A 17680-nucleotide genomic window follows, 5' to 3' on the forward strand; every position below is an offset into this window, starting at 1 on the left:
TCTAGCCTTGCCTTATGTGTAACTGGGATGTCATATTTCCAAAATAACAGGATACCACTTAAATAAGATGAACAAAGTTCCCTCATCCCTGTATAAAGCAGTGGAGAGGAAGAAAAAATATTACGGCTCCATCGCATTAACGGATTGCCAATTTTCCAATCCATTGTAACCGCTTTCATATAGATCAGGGAAAACTGAAGTTTTCCCCGATTCAGGACTTGCTTATTGAAGTACCCCTTCTCTCACGGGCTCTTCTGCCTTCAATGGAGGTGCAGTATCTGCAGGATTCAATCCCATTGTCAGCAATCCTACTTGATCCGCACAAGCATCGATTGTCGGTGGCATAATAGGAGCTGTAGCTGCATCACGAACCATGCGATCTAATGGAAGGTCTTTAAACATACCATGTGCTCCGCAAGCAATCTGAGCAGAACGGGCTGCATTGGATACAGCGCTAGCAATCATGTATTTCGCGCGCATAAAGTTATGGAAAGTCTCCACTGATGGACCATGAGTATCACTATACCAAGCCGCGTACATATTGGACCAATATGCTGCATGAAGCTCTGCAGCCATTTCACCGACTCTTCGGCGGCTGTCAGGATGGTACGCTTGAGGCTGAGCAAATCCTTTTGGTTTCTTAGAGCTCAACATCTCCGAAGTGTATTCCAAAATCCCCATTCCAACTCCTAGATAAACAGAAGCAAAGGACGCAATTGTCCAATTCGCAGCATTGATAATGAAGTCATTGATAAAATCCTCCGTCTTAAACAATACGAGCTCATCTGGCACAAACGTTCCATTATATTCAACCGTATTGCTCCGAGTCGCCCTCATACCATGTGTATCCCATACATCATGTATTGTTACTCCTTCAGCCCTTCCTTTATCAATTGGCACTAACATCCCAAGGCTAGCTTCCGGATTTGAGTCTCCCTCAGGTCGGGAATAAAGGAATACATAATCACTGGATTCAACCATGGAACAGAATGCTTTCTTTCCATATAGCTTGTATCCTCCGTCAACCTTTATTGCTTTGAGCTGTGGTACCATTGAAGTAATAATTAAACTTGAAGAAGTTGGTTCTGATATAGAAGCAGAAAGCAATTTTCCTTGATTTAGTACCAAGTCCGCCACTTTATGTTTTACCTCTTCCGGAATGAGAGGCTGTTGCATAATTGTTCCACAGGCATTGACATGCATATTAAATGAATTCGCAGTCGATGCACAGCCTTTAGCCAACTCAATTGCCGCCGCCGCATACCCCTGAAATCCGATCCCCAATCCGCCAAATTTCTCCGGTATACTCATTCCATATAAACCTTTTTCTTTTAAAATTTGATAGTTTTCCTCTGGAGCTGTCCGGTTACGATCATGTTCCGCTGCACGGGTACTAAAGTCTGCTGCTAGCTCCTTGGCCAAATCAATTACTCGTTGTTGTTTTTCGGTAAATGTGAAGTTCATCATGATTAATTCCTCCAGTTTTTTTCGTTAATTTTATCCTTCTGAGTAAAAATTTATCAGAAATTCAATAATCTTGGTGTTAAGGTTTTAACATTACTTGAATTTTTAAAGTTAACCGGACAGTCGGAATTTTATTCTTGTAGAGAAAATACGATTTCTCTAAATAAGTTAGGAAGAATGGTTAAATAGCTTCTACACTCTAGCTACTTCTTTCTCTTGTCTAACAACCTTGCTCTCCGCTCCGTCATACAGTTCATAAACCACTTTCATTATTTTTCCAGTAAAAGGGAATCCTTGATCACAGTATAAGTCGTTTACTTGGGACATGCCATCCCTGCCGACGTCTAAGCCTCCATGTGCTAGGCGATAGGGGAGTGTTTGATCAATCGGTGCTTCTCCTACCTTATTTCCATCTATTGATAAAATTCCAGTTCCAACTCCATTGCCCATATGATTGAATTCAAACCTGACTGTAGTCTTACCTACAGGTACTAAACAGTTCGATTCAACCTTATAAACAGTGCCTACATAGTTATATTCAAATACCAATCGGTTATCTTTTATATAAATGATATAGCCACTATCATGATCTCCGTGCGCTACGAGAGCACCTTCAGAAGTACTGTCGGCTCTTTCGATTGGAATAGTGATTGTATAGGATTTATTCGTTATTTGTGGTGCTGCAAAAGTACCTAAATGGGCCATTCCCGGATAATAAGTGAATATATCTCGGGCCGTAACCGAATCCGGTGGAACAAAGGAAGATAGTTCAACAGTCTTATCATTCAACGGCAAGACGTTGTATTTCTCTGCTTCGATCAGCCAAAGATCCTTAAGTTCCTGGAGTTTTTCTGGATATGTCCCCGCCAAATCATTCGCTTCGGCAAAGTCTTCCCTAAGGTCATACAATTCCCAGACATCATCCTCGAATGGGATTCCCTTCTTATGGTGGGTAACCGCTTTCCAACCCTCGTGGACGATAGCACGGTGTCCAAACATTTCAAAGTACTGTGTATTTCTCTCAGACGAACGATTTGCTTCTTCAAATGAATACCTCATGCTTGTCCCATGCATCGGCATTTGGGGGACTCCATTATTAACGTTTGGTACTTCAAGTTGAAGAATATCCAAAACAGTAGGGGTGACATCTATGGCATGGTGAAACTGCGTTCGAATAGCTCCTTTTTCCTTAATTCCATTTGGCCAATGCATTATAAATGGAACCCGGGTTCCACCGAAATGCGTTGTCTGCTTATACTGCCTGAACGGTGTGTTTCCAACCTGAGCCCAGCCTTTTGGATAATTCGTACCAGCCTTCGGACCGCCCATTTCGTCCACCCTTTGCAGCAGATCTTCCACTTCTTCCTCCATACCATTGAAGAACATAGACTGATTGACAGAGCCATTAAACCCGCCTTCCTGGCTGGCTCCATTATCGGATAGAAAGACAATGACCGTATCATCCAGCTTTCCCATATTCTCCAAGAAATCCAGGAAGCGCCCTATCTGTGTATCCGTATGGGTAAGGAATCCCGAATACACTTCCTGAAACTTGGCAAATACAAGTTTCTCTTCTTCAGATAACTCTTTCCACGCTTTGACGCCGTCATTCCGCGGTGTAAGCGGGGTTGTCTCAGGAATAATCCCCAAGTCCTTTTGCCGTTGCAATCTCTGTTCTCGAATACTATCCCAGCCACTATCAAAGACTCCTTTGTACATATCGATGTACTCTTGTGGGGCTTGATGCGGTGCATGCTGAGCTCCGAATGCCAAGTATAAAAAGAATGGCTTATCTGGGGTGACAGATACCTGATCCGTAACGAATTGAGCCGCCATATCCACCAGATCTTCGGATAAATGGTAGTTTTCTTTTTTAGGTTGGTCGATCATATGGTTATCGTACGTAAGCTCCGGGTAAAATTGATTTGTTTCCGGCCCTAAAAATCCATAGTAGCGTTCGAACCCTTTAGCTAGCGGCCAGTTCTCAAATGGCCCCGCAGGTGTTAATTGATGGATAGGGGCTAAATGCCATTTTCCAGAGGCCATTGTACTGTATCCATTTCCTTTGAGTATTTCAGCAACTGTTGCAGCAGATGGTGAGATTCTTCCCCTAATACTTGGATGATCAGGTCCCAAATCAAAGTCAGCCACGGATCCCATACCGACAGAGTGGCAGTTTCTCCCAGTTAACAAAGATGCACGGGTAGGCGAACATAGAGGGGTCACATTAAAGTTGTTATACCGGAGCCCATTCTCTGCAAGTCGATCTAAATTCGGTGTTTTGATTTCTGACCCGTAACATCCAAGGTCGGAAAAACCAACATCGTCCAAAACAATATAAACAATATTTGGTTTCATTCATTTTCCTCCCCAAAAAAGATTTTGTCGTTATTTTATCAATCACGCCTCGGCGTGATTGCGTCCAGATTTTGAATTGCGCTTGCGCAATTAACTCCCTTCAAAATCTGTGACATCCGCCGGAGGCTTAACTTGAATCAGCAGGGAGTTTGGACTCCCTCTAATTGAAATACTTTCTGGCATTTATCCCGCCACTTATGGAAGTGGGGGACTTCTGCTGAATCAAGTTTAACTATATATAATTAGCCTAAATTACTGTACATTCTTTCAACGCTATGCGTATATATCTCTATTAAGTTTCCATCAGGGTCTTCACAATAAGCCATTTTATAATCTGTTCCTGGTACAGACGACCAGATTTCACTCCTCTGTTTCCCTCCATTTGCAACGATTCTCTCAATTGCTTCTTCAATATTTGGATCAATAATCGATAAATGAAAGAAACCGCCCTGCCAATAGTCATGGGATGAATAACGTTTTGATTCCGGATTAATGAATTGGAATAACTCCAAGCCTACTCCACCGGAAGCGCTTAAATGTGCAATTTTCACTTCTTTAATTTGCTCCCCCAACAAATCTGCTAAAACATCTCCCATTTCTGATCCATCCGCTTTAAATGTTACTGGCGGTGCAATTAGGGTAAACCCAAATACTCTCTCATACCAACTAATTGCCGCTTCCATGTCGGTTACATTGAGTCCAACATGAGAAATAGCTCTAGGAATTACTTTCATGGTCCCTTCCTCCCTTATTTAGCACTTTTTCAGAAATAATGAGTTCATAAAACATCAATAAACAGTACATTTTTAATGTCGCCACCCTTTCGTCTATAACCGCTTGATTCTCCTTTAATATACCGATTTTAGATTATTTGAACTGTTAAGATTTTAACGAAGTTTGCTTTATTTTATTTTCAGGAAGCTTTAGTCAAAGTCTTTTATCGGGGTTTCTAACTACTCTAATCAAACTTTTTGTGATTATAGGCCTGCGTTTAAACACTAAATACAAAAAAGTCCAATTTCTCAACTTTTAATTTGAGAAATTGGACTTTCTTTGTTACTACGGAAAATTGCATAACAGTATTGTAAAGAGATAGTGTATGAACATCTCTCGTCCGCTATGAGATTAAAATTACTTATACCCTTTGCTTTTTCGGTGATACCCCCCACCGTTTTATCCAATCAGGCGATAGGTCAAATTGGTCTAATACACGTCCGATAGTTTGATCAACAATATCGTCTATCGTTTGAGGTTTATTGTAAAAAGCCGGTACCGGCGGAAAAATAACCGCTCCGGCCTGTGCTGCCGTTTCCATATTACGGATATGAATTAAATTTAACGGTGATTCCCTAGCCATTAAAATTAGTTTTTTTCTTTCTTTCAACATTACATCAGCAGACCTCGTTATTAGGTTGGAAGTCACTCCCGTAGCAATCTCTGCTAATGATTTCATACTACAAGGTGCAATGATCATTCCGTCCACACGAAATGAGCCTGATGAAATTGAAGCCGCTAGATTATCATTTTCATGATATACAGTAGCCATCTTTTTCACTTCAGCCAAACTATAGGGTGTCTCCACGCGCATGGTCGTTTCTCCCCATTTGCTAATGATCAAATGAGTTTCGACTTCCAATTCTTTCAGTTTCTCTAACAACCGAATACCATATATGGAGCCAGAACCTCCAGTAATCCCAATAACAATGCGCTTTTCTACCATAACATCTCCTCTTTTTCATAATTATTTATTCCTCATGTCTTATGCTTCAATATCGTAATCTTGCAGTTTGACCTGTTGCATATCAAGACGTTGAAATTCCCATGGTCGTGGATATGGAGCTGTTGCATCAATTCCTATTTTCGTTCCAATTCCATCATCAGTAATTGGATTTAGCTCATGGCCTCTGGCGTCCGGAATAAGAATCATATCCCGTTCTGGATCATGACGCGTAGCCAAAGCCCACTCAATATCCTCAGGATTATAGATATCAACGTCTTCATCTACGACGGTAACACGCCGTAATGGTGGAAATGCAGCTAACGTCGCCATAATTGCATTTTTTTGAACCCCTTCAATGCTTTTCTTAATTTGAACATTTGCATGATAAAACCCGCACCCACCATAGGATAAATGAACATCCTGTACATCAGGAACCATACTCGACACTTTTTGGTATACACTCGCTTCGGCCATTAGACCGACTGCATTATAAACCTCTTTTCCCGGCATTATCGTGTGAAAAATCGGTTTTTTTCTTCGCGTCACAGCTTTGACATTCACAACCCATCGGTCGCCTGCGGCAGCATAATATCCAGTAACTTCAGCAGCTGGTCCTTCGTTCTCTCGAATATGAGGTAATATTTCCCCTTCTATTACATACTGGGCATCTGCAATACCTTCAACATCGACCGTTTGTGAACGAATCAATTTCAATGGCTCCCCCAATAATTCTGATGCAACCCCTAATTCATCAGCATCTAAAGGGGCAGCACTACTCGGTGTAGTGGAAGCAAAATGAACAGCAAGGCCCACACCATTATTAATCGTAATTTCTAATGGTTTCCCTATTTTTTCAGCTCGTTCATAATAATCCCGTAAATGTCTCCCCATGTCCATGAGCATCGTCAGTCTATTTGGACCCGTAACCATCATTCGTTGAATGGAAGCATTTCGCACTCCAGTCTCCGGATCTTTAGCAATGAGCACACATGAGTCCAGATAAGGTCCGCCATCCTGAAGCCCATGCGTGGGAATAGGAATATCCTTCAATAAGTCATCTTGAGTGTCTACAATTATTTCGTTTGCTGGCCCTTTGTCAATGACTTCAGGGTCAATCGGCTTTTTACTCCACTTTTGGATTGCATCTGCAGTCAGGAATGGTAGCTGTCTTTCTTCTACATTGAAAATTTCGGCAATGACTTTCCGGTTCCAATATAATCCTGTTACTAGTGGAACATTCGAATTATGAAGCTTTTCAAAAAGAACAGCTTTTCCCCCATGAAATTTCGCTGCGATTCCTGCCATTTCATGTTTCATCTGAACCTCAGATTTTACGCGTACGAGCATGTCCTTTTTTTTCAGCAGCTCGATAATACCTTGTAAATCCGCAACATTTCTTTTTGCTAAATCGGATTGGTAGATTAGGTCATTGTATTTCCTTGATATCTCTGTATCTTTTTCTATAATTTTTGTCATTTCAGCCACCCCTATAACTTATATTACATTTCGCTTGTAAAACAATTTTCAACCGAGATTAAAAAATTATAAGAAAGCCTAGAACGGAGTCACAGTACAAAAAGTACGATTTGAGGGAAGATTGTTAATATAGCGATACAAATTACGTAAGCGACTACATATGGAACAATACCCATAAATATCTTTTCGACTGGTACCTCCTTTCTTAATCCTTTTACAACAAAAACATTTACTCCTACTGGTGGCGTGATGGCCCCCATACTCGTCACCATACATAAAATAACAGCAAACCAAACAGGGTCATATCCCAAAGTCATCGCCACAGGATAAAAGATAGGCAGTGAGATGATTAGAAAGCCCATTGCATCCATTAGCGCTCCACCAATCAGGTAGATGAATAGGATTGCTACCAGTATGAAGACCGGTGCAACATTTAACGATCCGACCCAATCAGCAACATTATAAGGTAATCGGGTTATTGTTAGGAAACGTCCAAAAAGCATCGCCCCTACGATTAACATCATCACCATCGCTGAAGATCGTAATGTACTCGATGTCGCAATGACCAAGTTCTTCCACGTCAATTTCCGCATGACCAAGGCGATGATTAACGCTCCAAACGCTCCGAATGCACCCGATTCAGTTGGCGTGAACCAACCAATAAATAAACCGCCTATTACAAAAACAAATAGAAGTAAAATTGGGATTACACCTGTTAACGACAGAAACCTCTCCTTGAGGGAGGCTTTAGGACCCGCCGGCCCAAGTTCAGGGTTTCGTTGACAAATGTAAATAACCGTCAGAAGAAATAAAACAGTTAACAAAATACCCGGTATTACACTCGCTAGAAAAAGATCTTTAATCGATTGTTCAGTTTGTAGGGCAATGACAATTAATACGGTACTCGGTGGAATAATAATTCCTAATGTCCCTCCGCCGGCCACACTTCCCGTACTTAACTTGTCATCGTATTTATATTTTTTCAATTCAGGTAATGCCATCGTTCCCATTGTGGCTGCTGTAGCTGAATTCGAACCAGAAATCGCCGCAAACCCTGCGCTTGCTACGATAGTTGTAGATGCCATTCCGCCCTTAAAATGTCCAACCCACTTATAAGCCGATTGAAACAGTTTCTCGGTTATTCCAGTTCGAAAGACAATTTCCCCCATAAGAATAAAGAGTGGAATAACGCTTAAACTATAGCTAGAAAGCTGAATCCACAAATCTGCCGTCAGTACACCGATTGCGGCTTTTGATGAAGTCATCATGTACAATCCGATAAACCCAACGACAAACATAGAAAAACTAATCGGCATTTTTAAGAGCATTAATACAAAAAGTAGAACAATCCCTAAAACTGCGATTAATGTGGGGCTCATTCAGAATCCCCCTTTTTTAGCTCCTTGATTAAATCAACAACTAGTGCAAATAGTAATCCGAAAAAACCTATTGATAACATAGTAACGAATGGATAATATGCAATAGCTAAAGATTCCGATACGAGATCACTTTGTTTTAAGTTTAAGGAGTATAAAAACAAGTAGTAAAAGACGACTGTGAAAAATACGATATTTATTAAATTCACTGTAATACTAACTACGGCTTGTAATTTCAATGGACACTTTTCCATTAATATATCCAGAACGACATGTCCTTTATGTCTTTGTGTATGTCCAACAGCAAATGCCGTTGTAAGGGCGGCAAGCCACCCTACAACTTCAACCGTTCCTATAAAAGGAACATAAAATTTTCTAATGATTGAATTTCCTACTATCAAGAACATCATAGAAAACAGTGATATACCGGCCATCGTTGCTAAAAAATTGTTTAGATATAAATCGAATTTGTCCAACTTCTCGACTACCGTTAGTCTTTTAGTAGGCGCTTTAGCTACTGCTTCCATTTATAAACACTCCTTTGTTCAATTCCTGCCAGGATTATTTAAATATACAGTAGTGCAAGATTACTCGTTACTATACTTCTCAATTAGCTCAAAAAGTCTTGCTTGATATTCCTTAGCGGGATAACCCTCTTTCTCCAATTTTTCGACATATTCGTTTTGTATTGGTGAAATTATTTCATCCCATTTTTTCCGTTCTTCTTCTGATAAGGAGATTATTTTAGTACCATGCTCGGTTTGACTCCATTCAATCGATTCCTGAACATTTGTATCATGATACTCGCCAGTGAAGATTGCCATTTCTTCACCCAACTCATCAATAATTGCCTGTACATCTTCAGGAAGTGAGTCCCATGTCTCCTTATTCATAACCGCAACAAATGTATTGACATGTAAAGGATAGTCCGTAATATGTCCAATCATTTCACCTAGATGAAAGTCTTTTAACGTCTCTCGAGAAGTAATATAACCATCAATAACGCCGGTTTGTAGTGACTCTGGTACATCTGATTGAGACATACCAACAGGTGAAGCACCCAATTTCGTCGCAATATCACTTAACGATCCCGAAATCCTTAATCTTTGACCACGCATGTCATCGATTGTTTCAATTTTCTTTTTAGTTTGGATATAAGACGGCTCTCCAGCAAATGCGGCAATAATCTTAAAATCATCAAAAGCTTCTGGCGGGTATTCTTGAATTAAATCATAAATTGTACGACTAGCTACGTAAGAATTCGGATAATCGGAAGGCAAATCCGAAATGGTTAATAAAGGAAAACGATTTGGTTCATAAGATGTGGCCGACATTCCAATATCGGCAATACCGTCCCTCACTCCGTCGTACATATTAGATGCTTCTAACAAAGTTCCTCCCGCGAAGAGGTCTACCTTAACTTTTCCATCTGTACGTTCAGTTAATTCTTTTGCCCATTTTTCCATTTGAACGCCTGGAAATGTATTTTCAGGAGCAAAAAATGCATAACTTAATTTAATTTCACCTGTGCCTCCATTCTTTCCGGAAGCATCCGTCTCCCCTCCACAACCCGTACAAATTAGACCTACAATTGTAATCAGAAGCAATAGATTATAGATTTTTTTCAACTGTTAGCCACCCCATAAACCTAGATTTTTTTAATTAAGTTAAATTTCTTCAAAAGCAAAAATATTCAACTTTGAAACAGAACCGTAAATACATGAATGCAAATCTTGCCAGAATGGTATCTGCTCTTCTAAACGAAAATTTTTCAGTCGATTAAAAAATTCATAGTTTGTAATAACAAAGTCTTCTACAAACAAGTTGGGTTGTTCAATTCCCTCATATACCGAAAAATTTTGTATCTGGAAGTCTTTGTACTGGTCTGTAATCTTTTCTGCAAGCTTCAAATACTGTTTCCTTTTTTCAGGTATGACCTTGTATTCTATGAAAACTTTAATTTTACTCAATAAAATCCCTCCAAAGTGAAAAGGAAGGAAGACCGCTTCTCTTTTGATTACGACTCTCCCTCCTGCTAACAATCATTATCTTTATTGTGCCAAATATCCTCCATCTACATTTAAGGAAGCTCCTGTAACAAAGGATGATTCATCCGAAGCCAGGAATAAAATGGCATTCGCAATTTCTGATGGGTCTCCTGCTCTTCCCATCGGTTGAGCATTAGCAGCTCCAGCCCAAAATTCTTCCAGACTCAAAGCACCTTGCGTATGCTCTTCCGTAATTTGATCCGTTTTCGTCGCACCTGGACAAACAGCATTTGCTCGAATACCTTCTTTTGCATACCGTGTCGCAAGCGATTTCGCCATTTGAACAGCACCTGCTTTTGTAATATTGTATAAGAAGGTGCTTTTACCCATCATTTCCTGTCCAACAAACGAGGAAATAGAACCGAGATTAATAATTGATCCTTTCTTTTGTTTCACCATATGGGGAATTACTGCTCTTGCACATAAATACATGCTTTTCAAGTTAATTGAAACGCAGCGATCAAAATCATCTGGCGTTACATCTTCAATATCTTCGATATAATGGATGCCCGCATTATTAACAAGAATATCAATTTTCCCATGTTGTTTGATAGCTGCGGTAATTAGTTGATTTACGGTTTCTTCTTTAGAGATATCACCTGCAATAATAATATGATTCTCTCTATCCCTAATTTCTTCCAGCAAATTTTCTAAGCGATTTCCATGTAAGTCATTTAAAACGAGCAAAGCACCTTGTTCTGCAAAATTCTTTGCTGTTGCTTTTCCAATTCCGCTACCCGCTCCAGTAATAATAGCAACCTTACCTACTAAACGTTTGTACGCATCGTTAGTCAATCTGTTCACTCCATATCAATTTTTTTAAATTAATCCAAGGGAAATTAACGTACTTTTTCTGCTAGTATTTCGTTAGACAATTAATCAATTTTGCTTTTTTGCTCACCTTACCTTTTCACTGATGTTATTAATCACATATCCCTATTGCTTCTTACTGTATTTAAATAAGAACTGCAGGTGCAACTAAGGTTTCTGTAGACTTTAACGGTGGAAGTACATCCGCCGGATTAAGTCCCATCGTCAATAATCCAGCTTGATCAGCTGCTGCATCCACGTTGGGTGGCATGATTGGTGCTGTAGCTGCATCTCTTATCATTCTTTCTAACGGTACTTTCTTCATTAGACCAGATGCTCCACATGCGATGGTTGCTGATTTTGCAGTATTGGCTACAGCTTGTCCAATTGTGTTTTTCGCGCGGATAAATGCATAAAATGTTTCAATTCCTGCTCCGTGTGTGTCACTATGCCACGCCGCATATTTCATCGCTAACTCTGCTGCATGTAATTCCGAGGCTATATTTCCAATTCTGCGTCTAATATCAGGGTGATATGCTTGAGGCTGTGCGTATCCCTTCGCCAAGCGACTAGTTAGGAAATCAGAAGCAAAATTCAAAATTCCTACACCGATCCCTAAGTAAACAGCGGCAAAACCACCAAATGACCAATTTGCACCTCTAATAATGAAATCGTTCAAAAACTCATCTGTTTGATGGAGCATCAATTCGTCAGGAACGAAGGTACCATCATATTCAACTGTATTACTTCTGGTTGCTCTCATCCCATGCATATCCCAAACGTCATGAATCGTTACACCCTCTGCCTTTCCTTTATCAATGGGTACTAAAAAGCCGATGCTCGCTTGTAGATTCGGATCTCCCTCTGGGTGTGCATATAAGAAAACGTAATCACTTGATTCAACCATCGAGCAAAATGCTTTCTTTCCATGAAGTGTATAACCCCCTTCTACTTTTCTGGCTTCTAATGATGGTGTATACGCGCTTGCCAATAGACTCGATGAGTTCGGTTCAGATACGGATGTACACATTAGCTTGCCATCTTCAATAGCCAGTTTTGCAATCTTCTTCTTTGTACTTGTAGGAATATCAGGGTGTTGCATAATGGATCCAGTTGCATTCGCATGCATATTGTATGAGTTCGCTGTAGAAGCACATCCCTGTGCAAGTTCAATTATAAAAGCTGAGTATCCCAAAAATCCGACGCCTAGACCGCCATACTCTTTCGGAATGGCAATACCAAACAGGCCAGACTCTTTTAATTTTTCATAGTTCTCTTCTGGAGCTGAACGATCCCGATCATGTTCGGCTGCTCTCGTGGCAAAATCTTGTGCCAACTCCTTACCAATACTAACCACTCTCTGTTGCTCTGCATTCAGTTCAATATTCATCATTACTCCTCCTTATTTTTAAATTAGCTACAAGTCAAGATTAAAGTTATCTTTCAACTTTTGAAGCATATCTTTCTCAACAACAAATTAATATTGAATATCGTTGAAAGCGTTTTCAATAATACTTGTAGAATGGTCCCACTTTAATGAAACAGTAGATCATGATGAGATATAATCTTAAGCGTTACATTAAACTGTTGGCATTCACCTTACAATATTGTCTGAACGCTTATTTACAATCACCTCCTGTAAATGTTTTAAGTATAGATAAATTCTAATTGTAATCGCCTATATAAACTATTAACCCATTAACATATTTTTCACATTTCCACCTATTCTAATTTTTCTAACTATAAATTCGACATCTCGAAATATTACCATAAAAACTTTTACAAAAAGTTCAGTCTAAAATTAAGCTTACAAAATACGGCTACTGATATTTTTTGTTAAGATTTTTCAAAGTCTATGGATTGGAATTATGTACTGATCGAACGGATAGCTAGTAATATAAACAAAAAAGCGACATACCGCTTAACATTAAACGACATGCCACCTTTGTTATAGTCAATACTATTTTAATAATTATTGAGTAAATTATTTTTCCACCGACAGACTCACCATAAGATTTATCAATTACGCCTCGGCGTAATTGCGTCCAGATTTTGAATCGAGCTTGCTCGATTAACTCCTTTCAAAATCTGTGACATCCGCCGGAGGCTTTATCTTCGTTCAGCGGGCGTTTGAACACCCGCTGAACAGGAAACCAAAACCGCATTCATCTCTCCACCTACAGAGGTGGGAGTCTTCTGCTGAATGAAGATAACACTTTCTTCCAAAGTCTTAAACTCTCGACAAAAGCGTTGCTCTGAATTGCAGTAACCTCTATCTGAGATTCTCAAATCAATAGGAGATAATAGACTTACTCTGATTTCGAGTCATTTTTTACTCAACCCAATAGCTATAAAGGCATGCACTTCTGTTAAGTCAACTTGTCATTTAGGTAATTTTAAAAAATGTTAAATTACATAAAGAACACCATTATATTAGAGAGCGCTTACATATTTCTGTAAGGTTTCTCGACATTGGATAAAAAATCCACCCTTTGTCTTTGATATAAGCTTTTTTTCCATCCAAATCTTCATGATCTTGTAAACAGTAATCCGAGTCAATCCTGTATAGTTGGATAATTGCTGCTGATTAAGAGGGATTTCACAACTATTGTATTTGCGACTTATTTCCAAAATAGAATTTGCCAATTGCTCTTCTACAGAAAGAGATTTATGTTGAATAATACCTCCGAGCAGTTTTAATTTGTCGATCATTGAATTATAAAATAGAGAACGGATTTCTTCATCGCCCATAACAAGATCTTGAAATTGTCGATCCGTGAAAGAATAGATAACAGAATTCTCCAAAGCTACCGCCGAATTTATATACGTTTTTTTTCCCATAGAATGTTCTCCAAATATTTGGCCACAATCTTGAATCTCAAGAATCCTTTCTCTTTCATCAAAAACTTTCATACTGATTTTTATTTTACCGTCAAACAATAAGTAGAAACCATCTCCCATTTGTCCTTGCTCATAGATGACTGTATTCTTTTTCACAAATATTCTTCTAGCCTCTTTTACATTAAACTGTGCCATGGAAATCCTCCTACCATTTTTATATTTCATTATAAGAAATCAAAACATTTTTTCAACGTTATTTCAGTTTGAATATTACGACTATTTTAAATCCATTTCAGTATACTCCTCCAATGTTTTAAGCTGCTCTGATTTTAAGCAATTAGATTATAGACATTCTCTGTTAACATAATAGTACGTTATTCTAATTCCTGCTATTGAAATTATCAATATTATCAAATAAAATGTTGAAAAGTGCTCTGATAGTTAATTGCTTAAATTACATCTATACGAATTGTTTACTAATTTATTGTAGAGGTGATAGGAAATGGATGACACAAATCATGCATGGGAAACTTTCATAGCAAAAGGGTATGGAAAACAAATGATTTTCAAAAAAAAGACTTTCTTGTATCATCAAGGTGAAATCGGAAACGGATTTTACTACCTTAAAAAAGGAATTGTAAAAATCAGCTTATTATCCAAGGAGGGAAGCGAAAGAGATATCGATTACGTAACACCCGGGAATTTACTAGGTGAACAAGGTTTTAATAATGGTCCCTATTTTACAACGGCTACTATTACAGTACCGTCTACACTTTACTTTTTTTCGAAACTAGAATTCGATCGACTGTGCGGGGAAATACCTGAAGCTGCAAACATCTTTATGGACTCTTTAATTAATAAAATCCGATTATTGGCAGATGCCACGACCATTTTAAATGCCCCTGCCGAATATCGACTTGCCCATTTTTTATATAAGCTTTACAAACAGGAAAATGAGCCTTCTCTATCGATTAACCAGGTCGCCCTTGCTAGATTTATAGGCACGTCACGAATTACCGTGTATAAGATACTAAATGAGTGGAAAGATGAAGGATTGATTGAACATCACAAAGGCAATCTACATTTATTGGATGTGAATAAGCTTAAAAGCATTTTTGAAGGTGCAATTCACCATCCAATTTCCTAGACATTTTTTCTAGAGCTAACGAAAGTGTAGGTCAATCCTCACTTCGGTTAGCTCTAGAAGTAGTTTATGAATGAATATAATAAGTAGTTTTTATAATTTGATTGAATCAAATCATAATCGTTAGATTTACTGCTCTCTCATTTCAAGGGTTTGTTTTTTCCTAAACGGATTCGGAATTCTATTGCTACCTTTGATACTCGCCTTGTCAAAGTCCCTTTCACTATGTTTACTGTCTATAAAAAAACTTCCATTCTAAGCGTAATACCCCTTACCATTTGCCAAATTTCGATTGACCTAAAAGACTTTTATTAATAATATATCAATAATTTGCAAGGAATTCTGTTGAATTATTAGTAACCATGGTACAAAATTGACCTCAAAGAGTAAGAGATTTTACATAGGGATACTTATTTGAAAATGCTGATGTGCTTTTTCAACAATCTCATGGGGTGCTAGTTTTTCTTTTATTGTTTCCCTTCCTTTAACAATAATTAATGCATCTCCTAGCAAGGTGATTCGTCCCTCTTCCATCACCCTAGAAAAAAAGTATTTCTTATTGAACTTGGATTGGACAGACGTCTCCGTAAGTACGCACACTGAATTTACATGATCGAACGTCCATTTATGCAAGGGTGTTTCAAATCGATACAAGATTTCCCAGCCCTCAACGCCTTCTTTTTGCAAATAGAAACACTTTTTCTCTTCGTCTTTTTTCACTCTGTACTTCCCGTCAGAATCGATCACTTCTTGCCCACTCATAGGTACTGGTATTCTAGGACATTTACCGCCAAACCCTACATCCACAAGATAATCCTTTTTATCTACGGGTACAATTAAGAATAAGTGTGCATTTTCCATCGCCCATACGCCATCACCAATATAAACGGTCCCCGCCATCAGATAAGGTTTAAATCCGAGATCCATTAACAAATGATAAAATAATCCATTCAACTCATAACAAACCCCGCCGCGTTGTGCGAGCACGATTTTTTGATAGATATCTTCTTTAGCTAAGGAAAGGGGTTTTTTATTGATGATATCTAGATTCTCAAAATGCACATTAAGAACATGACTCTTTTGTAGATGGGTTAAATACTCAATCGTTAATTCATTTTCCTGCACGGCTTGAATACGCTCTAAATATTTTCTAATGTCCATATTTATCACCTACTAATCGTTATAAAATCTAACCCTGAAAATACAGTGCCTACTTTACCTGACTCACAATATGTTCTAATTCTATCAAATAACACTTTCTCTTTTCATAAGCATATTTCACAATACTGAATGGATAAAGTATCATACTTACATTCAATCACTACTGCTACATATATAAACTGAATTCCGATGATAAAATAATGTTTTCTTCTATCTATCGATAGCTAATACCCATTTGTAAAAAAGAGCAGAACCAGTCGTAAGTTGGTTCTGCTCTTGTTCTTTATTCCCGTTCCTAATCCCTTCTCAATCTTATAAAAAGAGTACCGTAGACACATAGACAACCACCGTCACGGTCAAACTGCTTAAGATGGTTGTAAATAACACCGTTTGGGCAGCTAAATCCGGTTTGACATCATATTCCAAGGCCAGTGTTGAACTATTTCTGGACGTGGGAAAGGAACTGGCGATAAAGAGGGACTGTGCCACTACGCCATCCAAGCCAAATAGATAGATGAAAAGCAAGGATACTGCCGGACCGATAATCAATCTCCCAAAGCTCGTGAGGATGACCATTTTATTGATCATCGCCTTCAATTGGATTTGCGCCAATTGTGCACCTAATAATAGAAGGGCAATCGCTAAAAAGGCATCGGAAAGATGTTCAATCGGTAGCCAGATGAATGAAGGAATAGGGACATTGAACCCATTTAACAAGCTACCTAGGATGAGTGCGTGGATGATGGGTAACCTTAGCAACTCCCGAAGAATTTCCAATCCCGATTTCGTTGCAGCGATCAAATTATATAAACCATATGTATACGTCAACACGTTTTGAAAGATCATTACAATGATTTGGATGGAGATGCCTAATGGATTCGCATGGAAGATAAGCTGACTGACGGGAATCCCGTAATTCCCAGAGTTCATTAACGAAAAGCCATTTTTAAAAACAGTGGCATCCCCTTTTTCCAAATTCAGTAGTTTACAGACGAGCGAAGCCATGACCATTAAACCCAAAGAAAAGACGATCAAATAGCCGATGATTTGCATCAACACTTGCATTTCAATTTCCGTCTTGTACACATTGATAAAAACAGCAGCCGGCATTAAACAATAGGTAATCAAATTGGAAATCGCCCTCAAATTGAACGCGAATTTCCTTTGCAAAGCTCCCCCAATTACGATCAGAATTAAAATTGGCGTAATGATTTGTAAAAAAATGAGTCCTAAAAATGTGATGATACTCTCCCCCTGGCCATGCAAAATCTGCTATCTTTGG

The 17680-nt window shown here is 38.8% G+C and carries 15 protein-coding genes; 1 reads left to right on the forward strand and 14 read right to left on the reverse strand.

The window, feature by feature from the left end:
• Nucleotides 1–222 precede the first annotated feature (222 nt).
• The 12 genes from MHZ95_RS11285 to MHZ95_RS11340 all read right to left on the reverse strand — a co-directional run bounded on the left by MHZ95_RS11285 (nucleotide 223) and on the right by MHZ95_RS11340 (nucleotide 14288).
• Complete coding sequence (locus MHZ95_RS11285; RefSeq protein ID WP_239390731.1) at nucleotides 223–1467, reverse strand: acyl-CoA dehydrogenase family protein; 1245 nt, start codon at nucleotides 1465–1467, stop codon at nucleotides 223–225.
• A 189-nt stretch (nucleotides 1468–1656) separates the two neighbouring features.
• Nucleotides 1657–3822 carry an arylsulfatase gene (locus MHZ95_RS11290; protein ID WP_239390732.1) on the reverse strand — a complete coding sequence of 722 codons (2166 nt, stop codon included), beginning with the start codon at nucleotides 3820–3822 and terminating at the stop codon, nucleotides 1657–1659.
• Nucleotides 3823–4064: 242 nt separating this feature from the next.
• The gene (locus MHZ95_RS11295) at nucleotides 4065–4556 is read right to left on the reverse strand and encodes a VOC family protein (RefSeq protein WP_239390733.1); all 492 of its coding nucleotides are present in this window, start codon (nucleotides 4554–4556) and stop codon (nucleotides 4065–4067) included.
• A 401-nt stretch (nucleotides 4557–4957) separates the two neighbouring features.
• The gene (locus tag MHZ95_RS11300) at nucleotides 4958–5542 is read right to left on the reverse strand and encodes a UbiX family flavin prenyltransferase (RefSeq protein ID WP_239390734.1); all 585 of its coding nucleotides are present in this window, start codon (nucleotides 5540–5542) and stop codon (nucleotides 4958–4960) included.
• A gap of 39 nt (nucleotides 5543–5581) precedes the next feature.
• Nucleotides 5582–7018 (reverse strand): UbiD family decarboxylase, encoded by a 1437-nt coding sequence (locus tag MHZ95_RS11305; RefSeq protein ID WP_239390735.1) that lies wholly within the window; start codon nucleotides 7016–7018, stop codon nucleotides 5582–5584.
• Nucleotides 7019–7107: 89 nt separating this feature from the next.
• Nucleotides 7108–8397 carry a TRAP transporter large permease gene (locus MHZ95_RS11310; RefSeq protein WP_239390736.1) on the reverse strand — a complete coding sequence of 430 codons (1290 nt, stop codon included), beginning with the start codon at nucleotides 8395–8397 and terminating at the stop codon, nucleotides 7108–7110.
• Entirely contained in the window at nucleotides 8394–8921 is a 528-nt protein-coding gene (locus MHZ95_RS11315) for a TRAP transporter small permease (protein WP_239390737.1), read from the reverse strand. Before MHZ95_RS11315 ends, MHZ95_RS11310 begins: the two co-directional genes overlap by 4 nt.
• A 60-nt stretch (nucleotides 8922–8981) precedes the next feature.
• Nucleotides 8982–10022, reverse strand: coding sequence for a TRAP transporter substrate-binding protein (locus tag MHZ95_RS11320; protein WP_239390738.1), 1041 nt, complete (start codon nucleotides 10020–10022; stop codon nucleotides 8982–8984).
• Nucleotides 10023–10061: 39 nt separating this feature from the next.
• A complete protein-coding gene (locus MHZ95_RS11325; protein ID WP_239390739.1) occupies nucleotides 10062–10364 on the reverse strand; it encodes a hypothetical protein in 303 nt (100 codons plus the stop codon).
• Between the two features lie 81 nt (nucleotides 10365–10445).
• Nucleotides 10446–11237, reverse strand: coding sequence for an SDR family NAD(P)-dependent oxidoreductase (locus tag MHZ95_RS11330; RefSeq protein WP_239390740.1), 792 nt, complete (start codon nucleotides 11235–11237; stop codon nucleotides 10446–10448).
• Nucleotides 11238–11397: 160 nt separating this feature from the next.
• Nucleotides 11398–12642 carry an acyl-CoA dehydrogenase family protein gene (locus MHZ95_RS11335; protein ID WP_239390741.1) on the reverse strand — a complete coding sequence of 415 codons (1245 nt, stop codon included), beginning with the start codon at nucleotides 12640–12642 and terminating at the stop codon, nucleotides 11398–11400.
• A gap of 1043 nt (nucleotides 12643–13685) precedes the next feature.
• On the reverse strand, nucleotides 13686–14288 hold the full coding sequence (locus MHZ95_RS11340; RefSeq protein ID WP_239390742.1) for a Crp/Fnr family transcriptional regulator: 603 nt from the start codon (nucleotides 14286–14288) through the stop codon (nucleotides 13686–13688).
• A 307-nt stretch (nucleotides 14289–14595) separates the two neighbouring features.
• On the opposite strand from MHZ95_RS11340, the gene MHZ95_RS11345 reads away from it, so the two are divergent.
• Nucleotides 14596–15240, forward strand: coding sequence for a Crp/Fnr family transcriptional regulator (locus tag MHZ95_RS11345; protein WP_239390743.1), 645 nt, complete (start codon nucleotides 14596–14598; stop codon nucleotides 15238–15240).
• Between the two features lie 393 nt (nucleotides 15241–15633).
• On the opposite strand, the gene MHZ95_RS11350 is transcribed toward MHZ95_RS11345, so the two are convergent.
• Together MHZ95_RS11350 and MHZ95_RS11355 are read right to left on the reverse strand one after the other, a co-directional pair.
• Nucleotides 15634–16398, reverse strand: a complete 765-nt coding sequence (locus tag MHZ95_RS11350; protein ID WP_239390744.1) for an arylamine N-acetyltransferase family protein — start codon at nucleotides 16396–16398, stop codon at nucleotides 15634–15636.
• 312 nt (nucleotides 16399–16710) lie between these two features.
• Nucleotides 16711–17640 (reverse strand): AEC family transporter, encoded by a 930-nt coding sequence (locus tag MHZ95_RS11355; RefSeq protein WP_239390860.1) that lies wholly within the window; start codon nucleotides 17638–17640, stop codon nucleotides 16711–16713.
• Between the last annotated feature and the right edge of the window lie 40 nt (nucleotides 17641–17680).

This window comes from Sporosarcina sp. ACRSM (genome assembly GCF_022346545.1).
In the GTDB taxonomy this organism is placed as follows: Bacteria; Bacillota; Bacilli; order Bacillales_A; family Planococcaceae; genus Sporosarcina.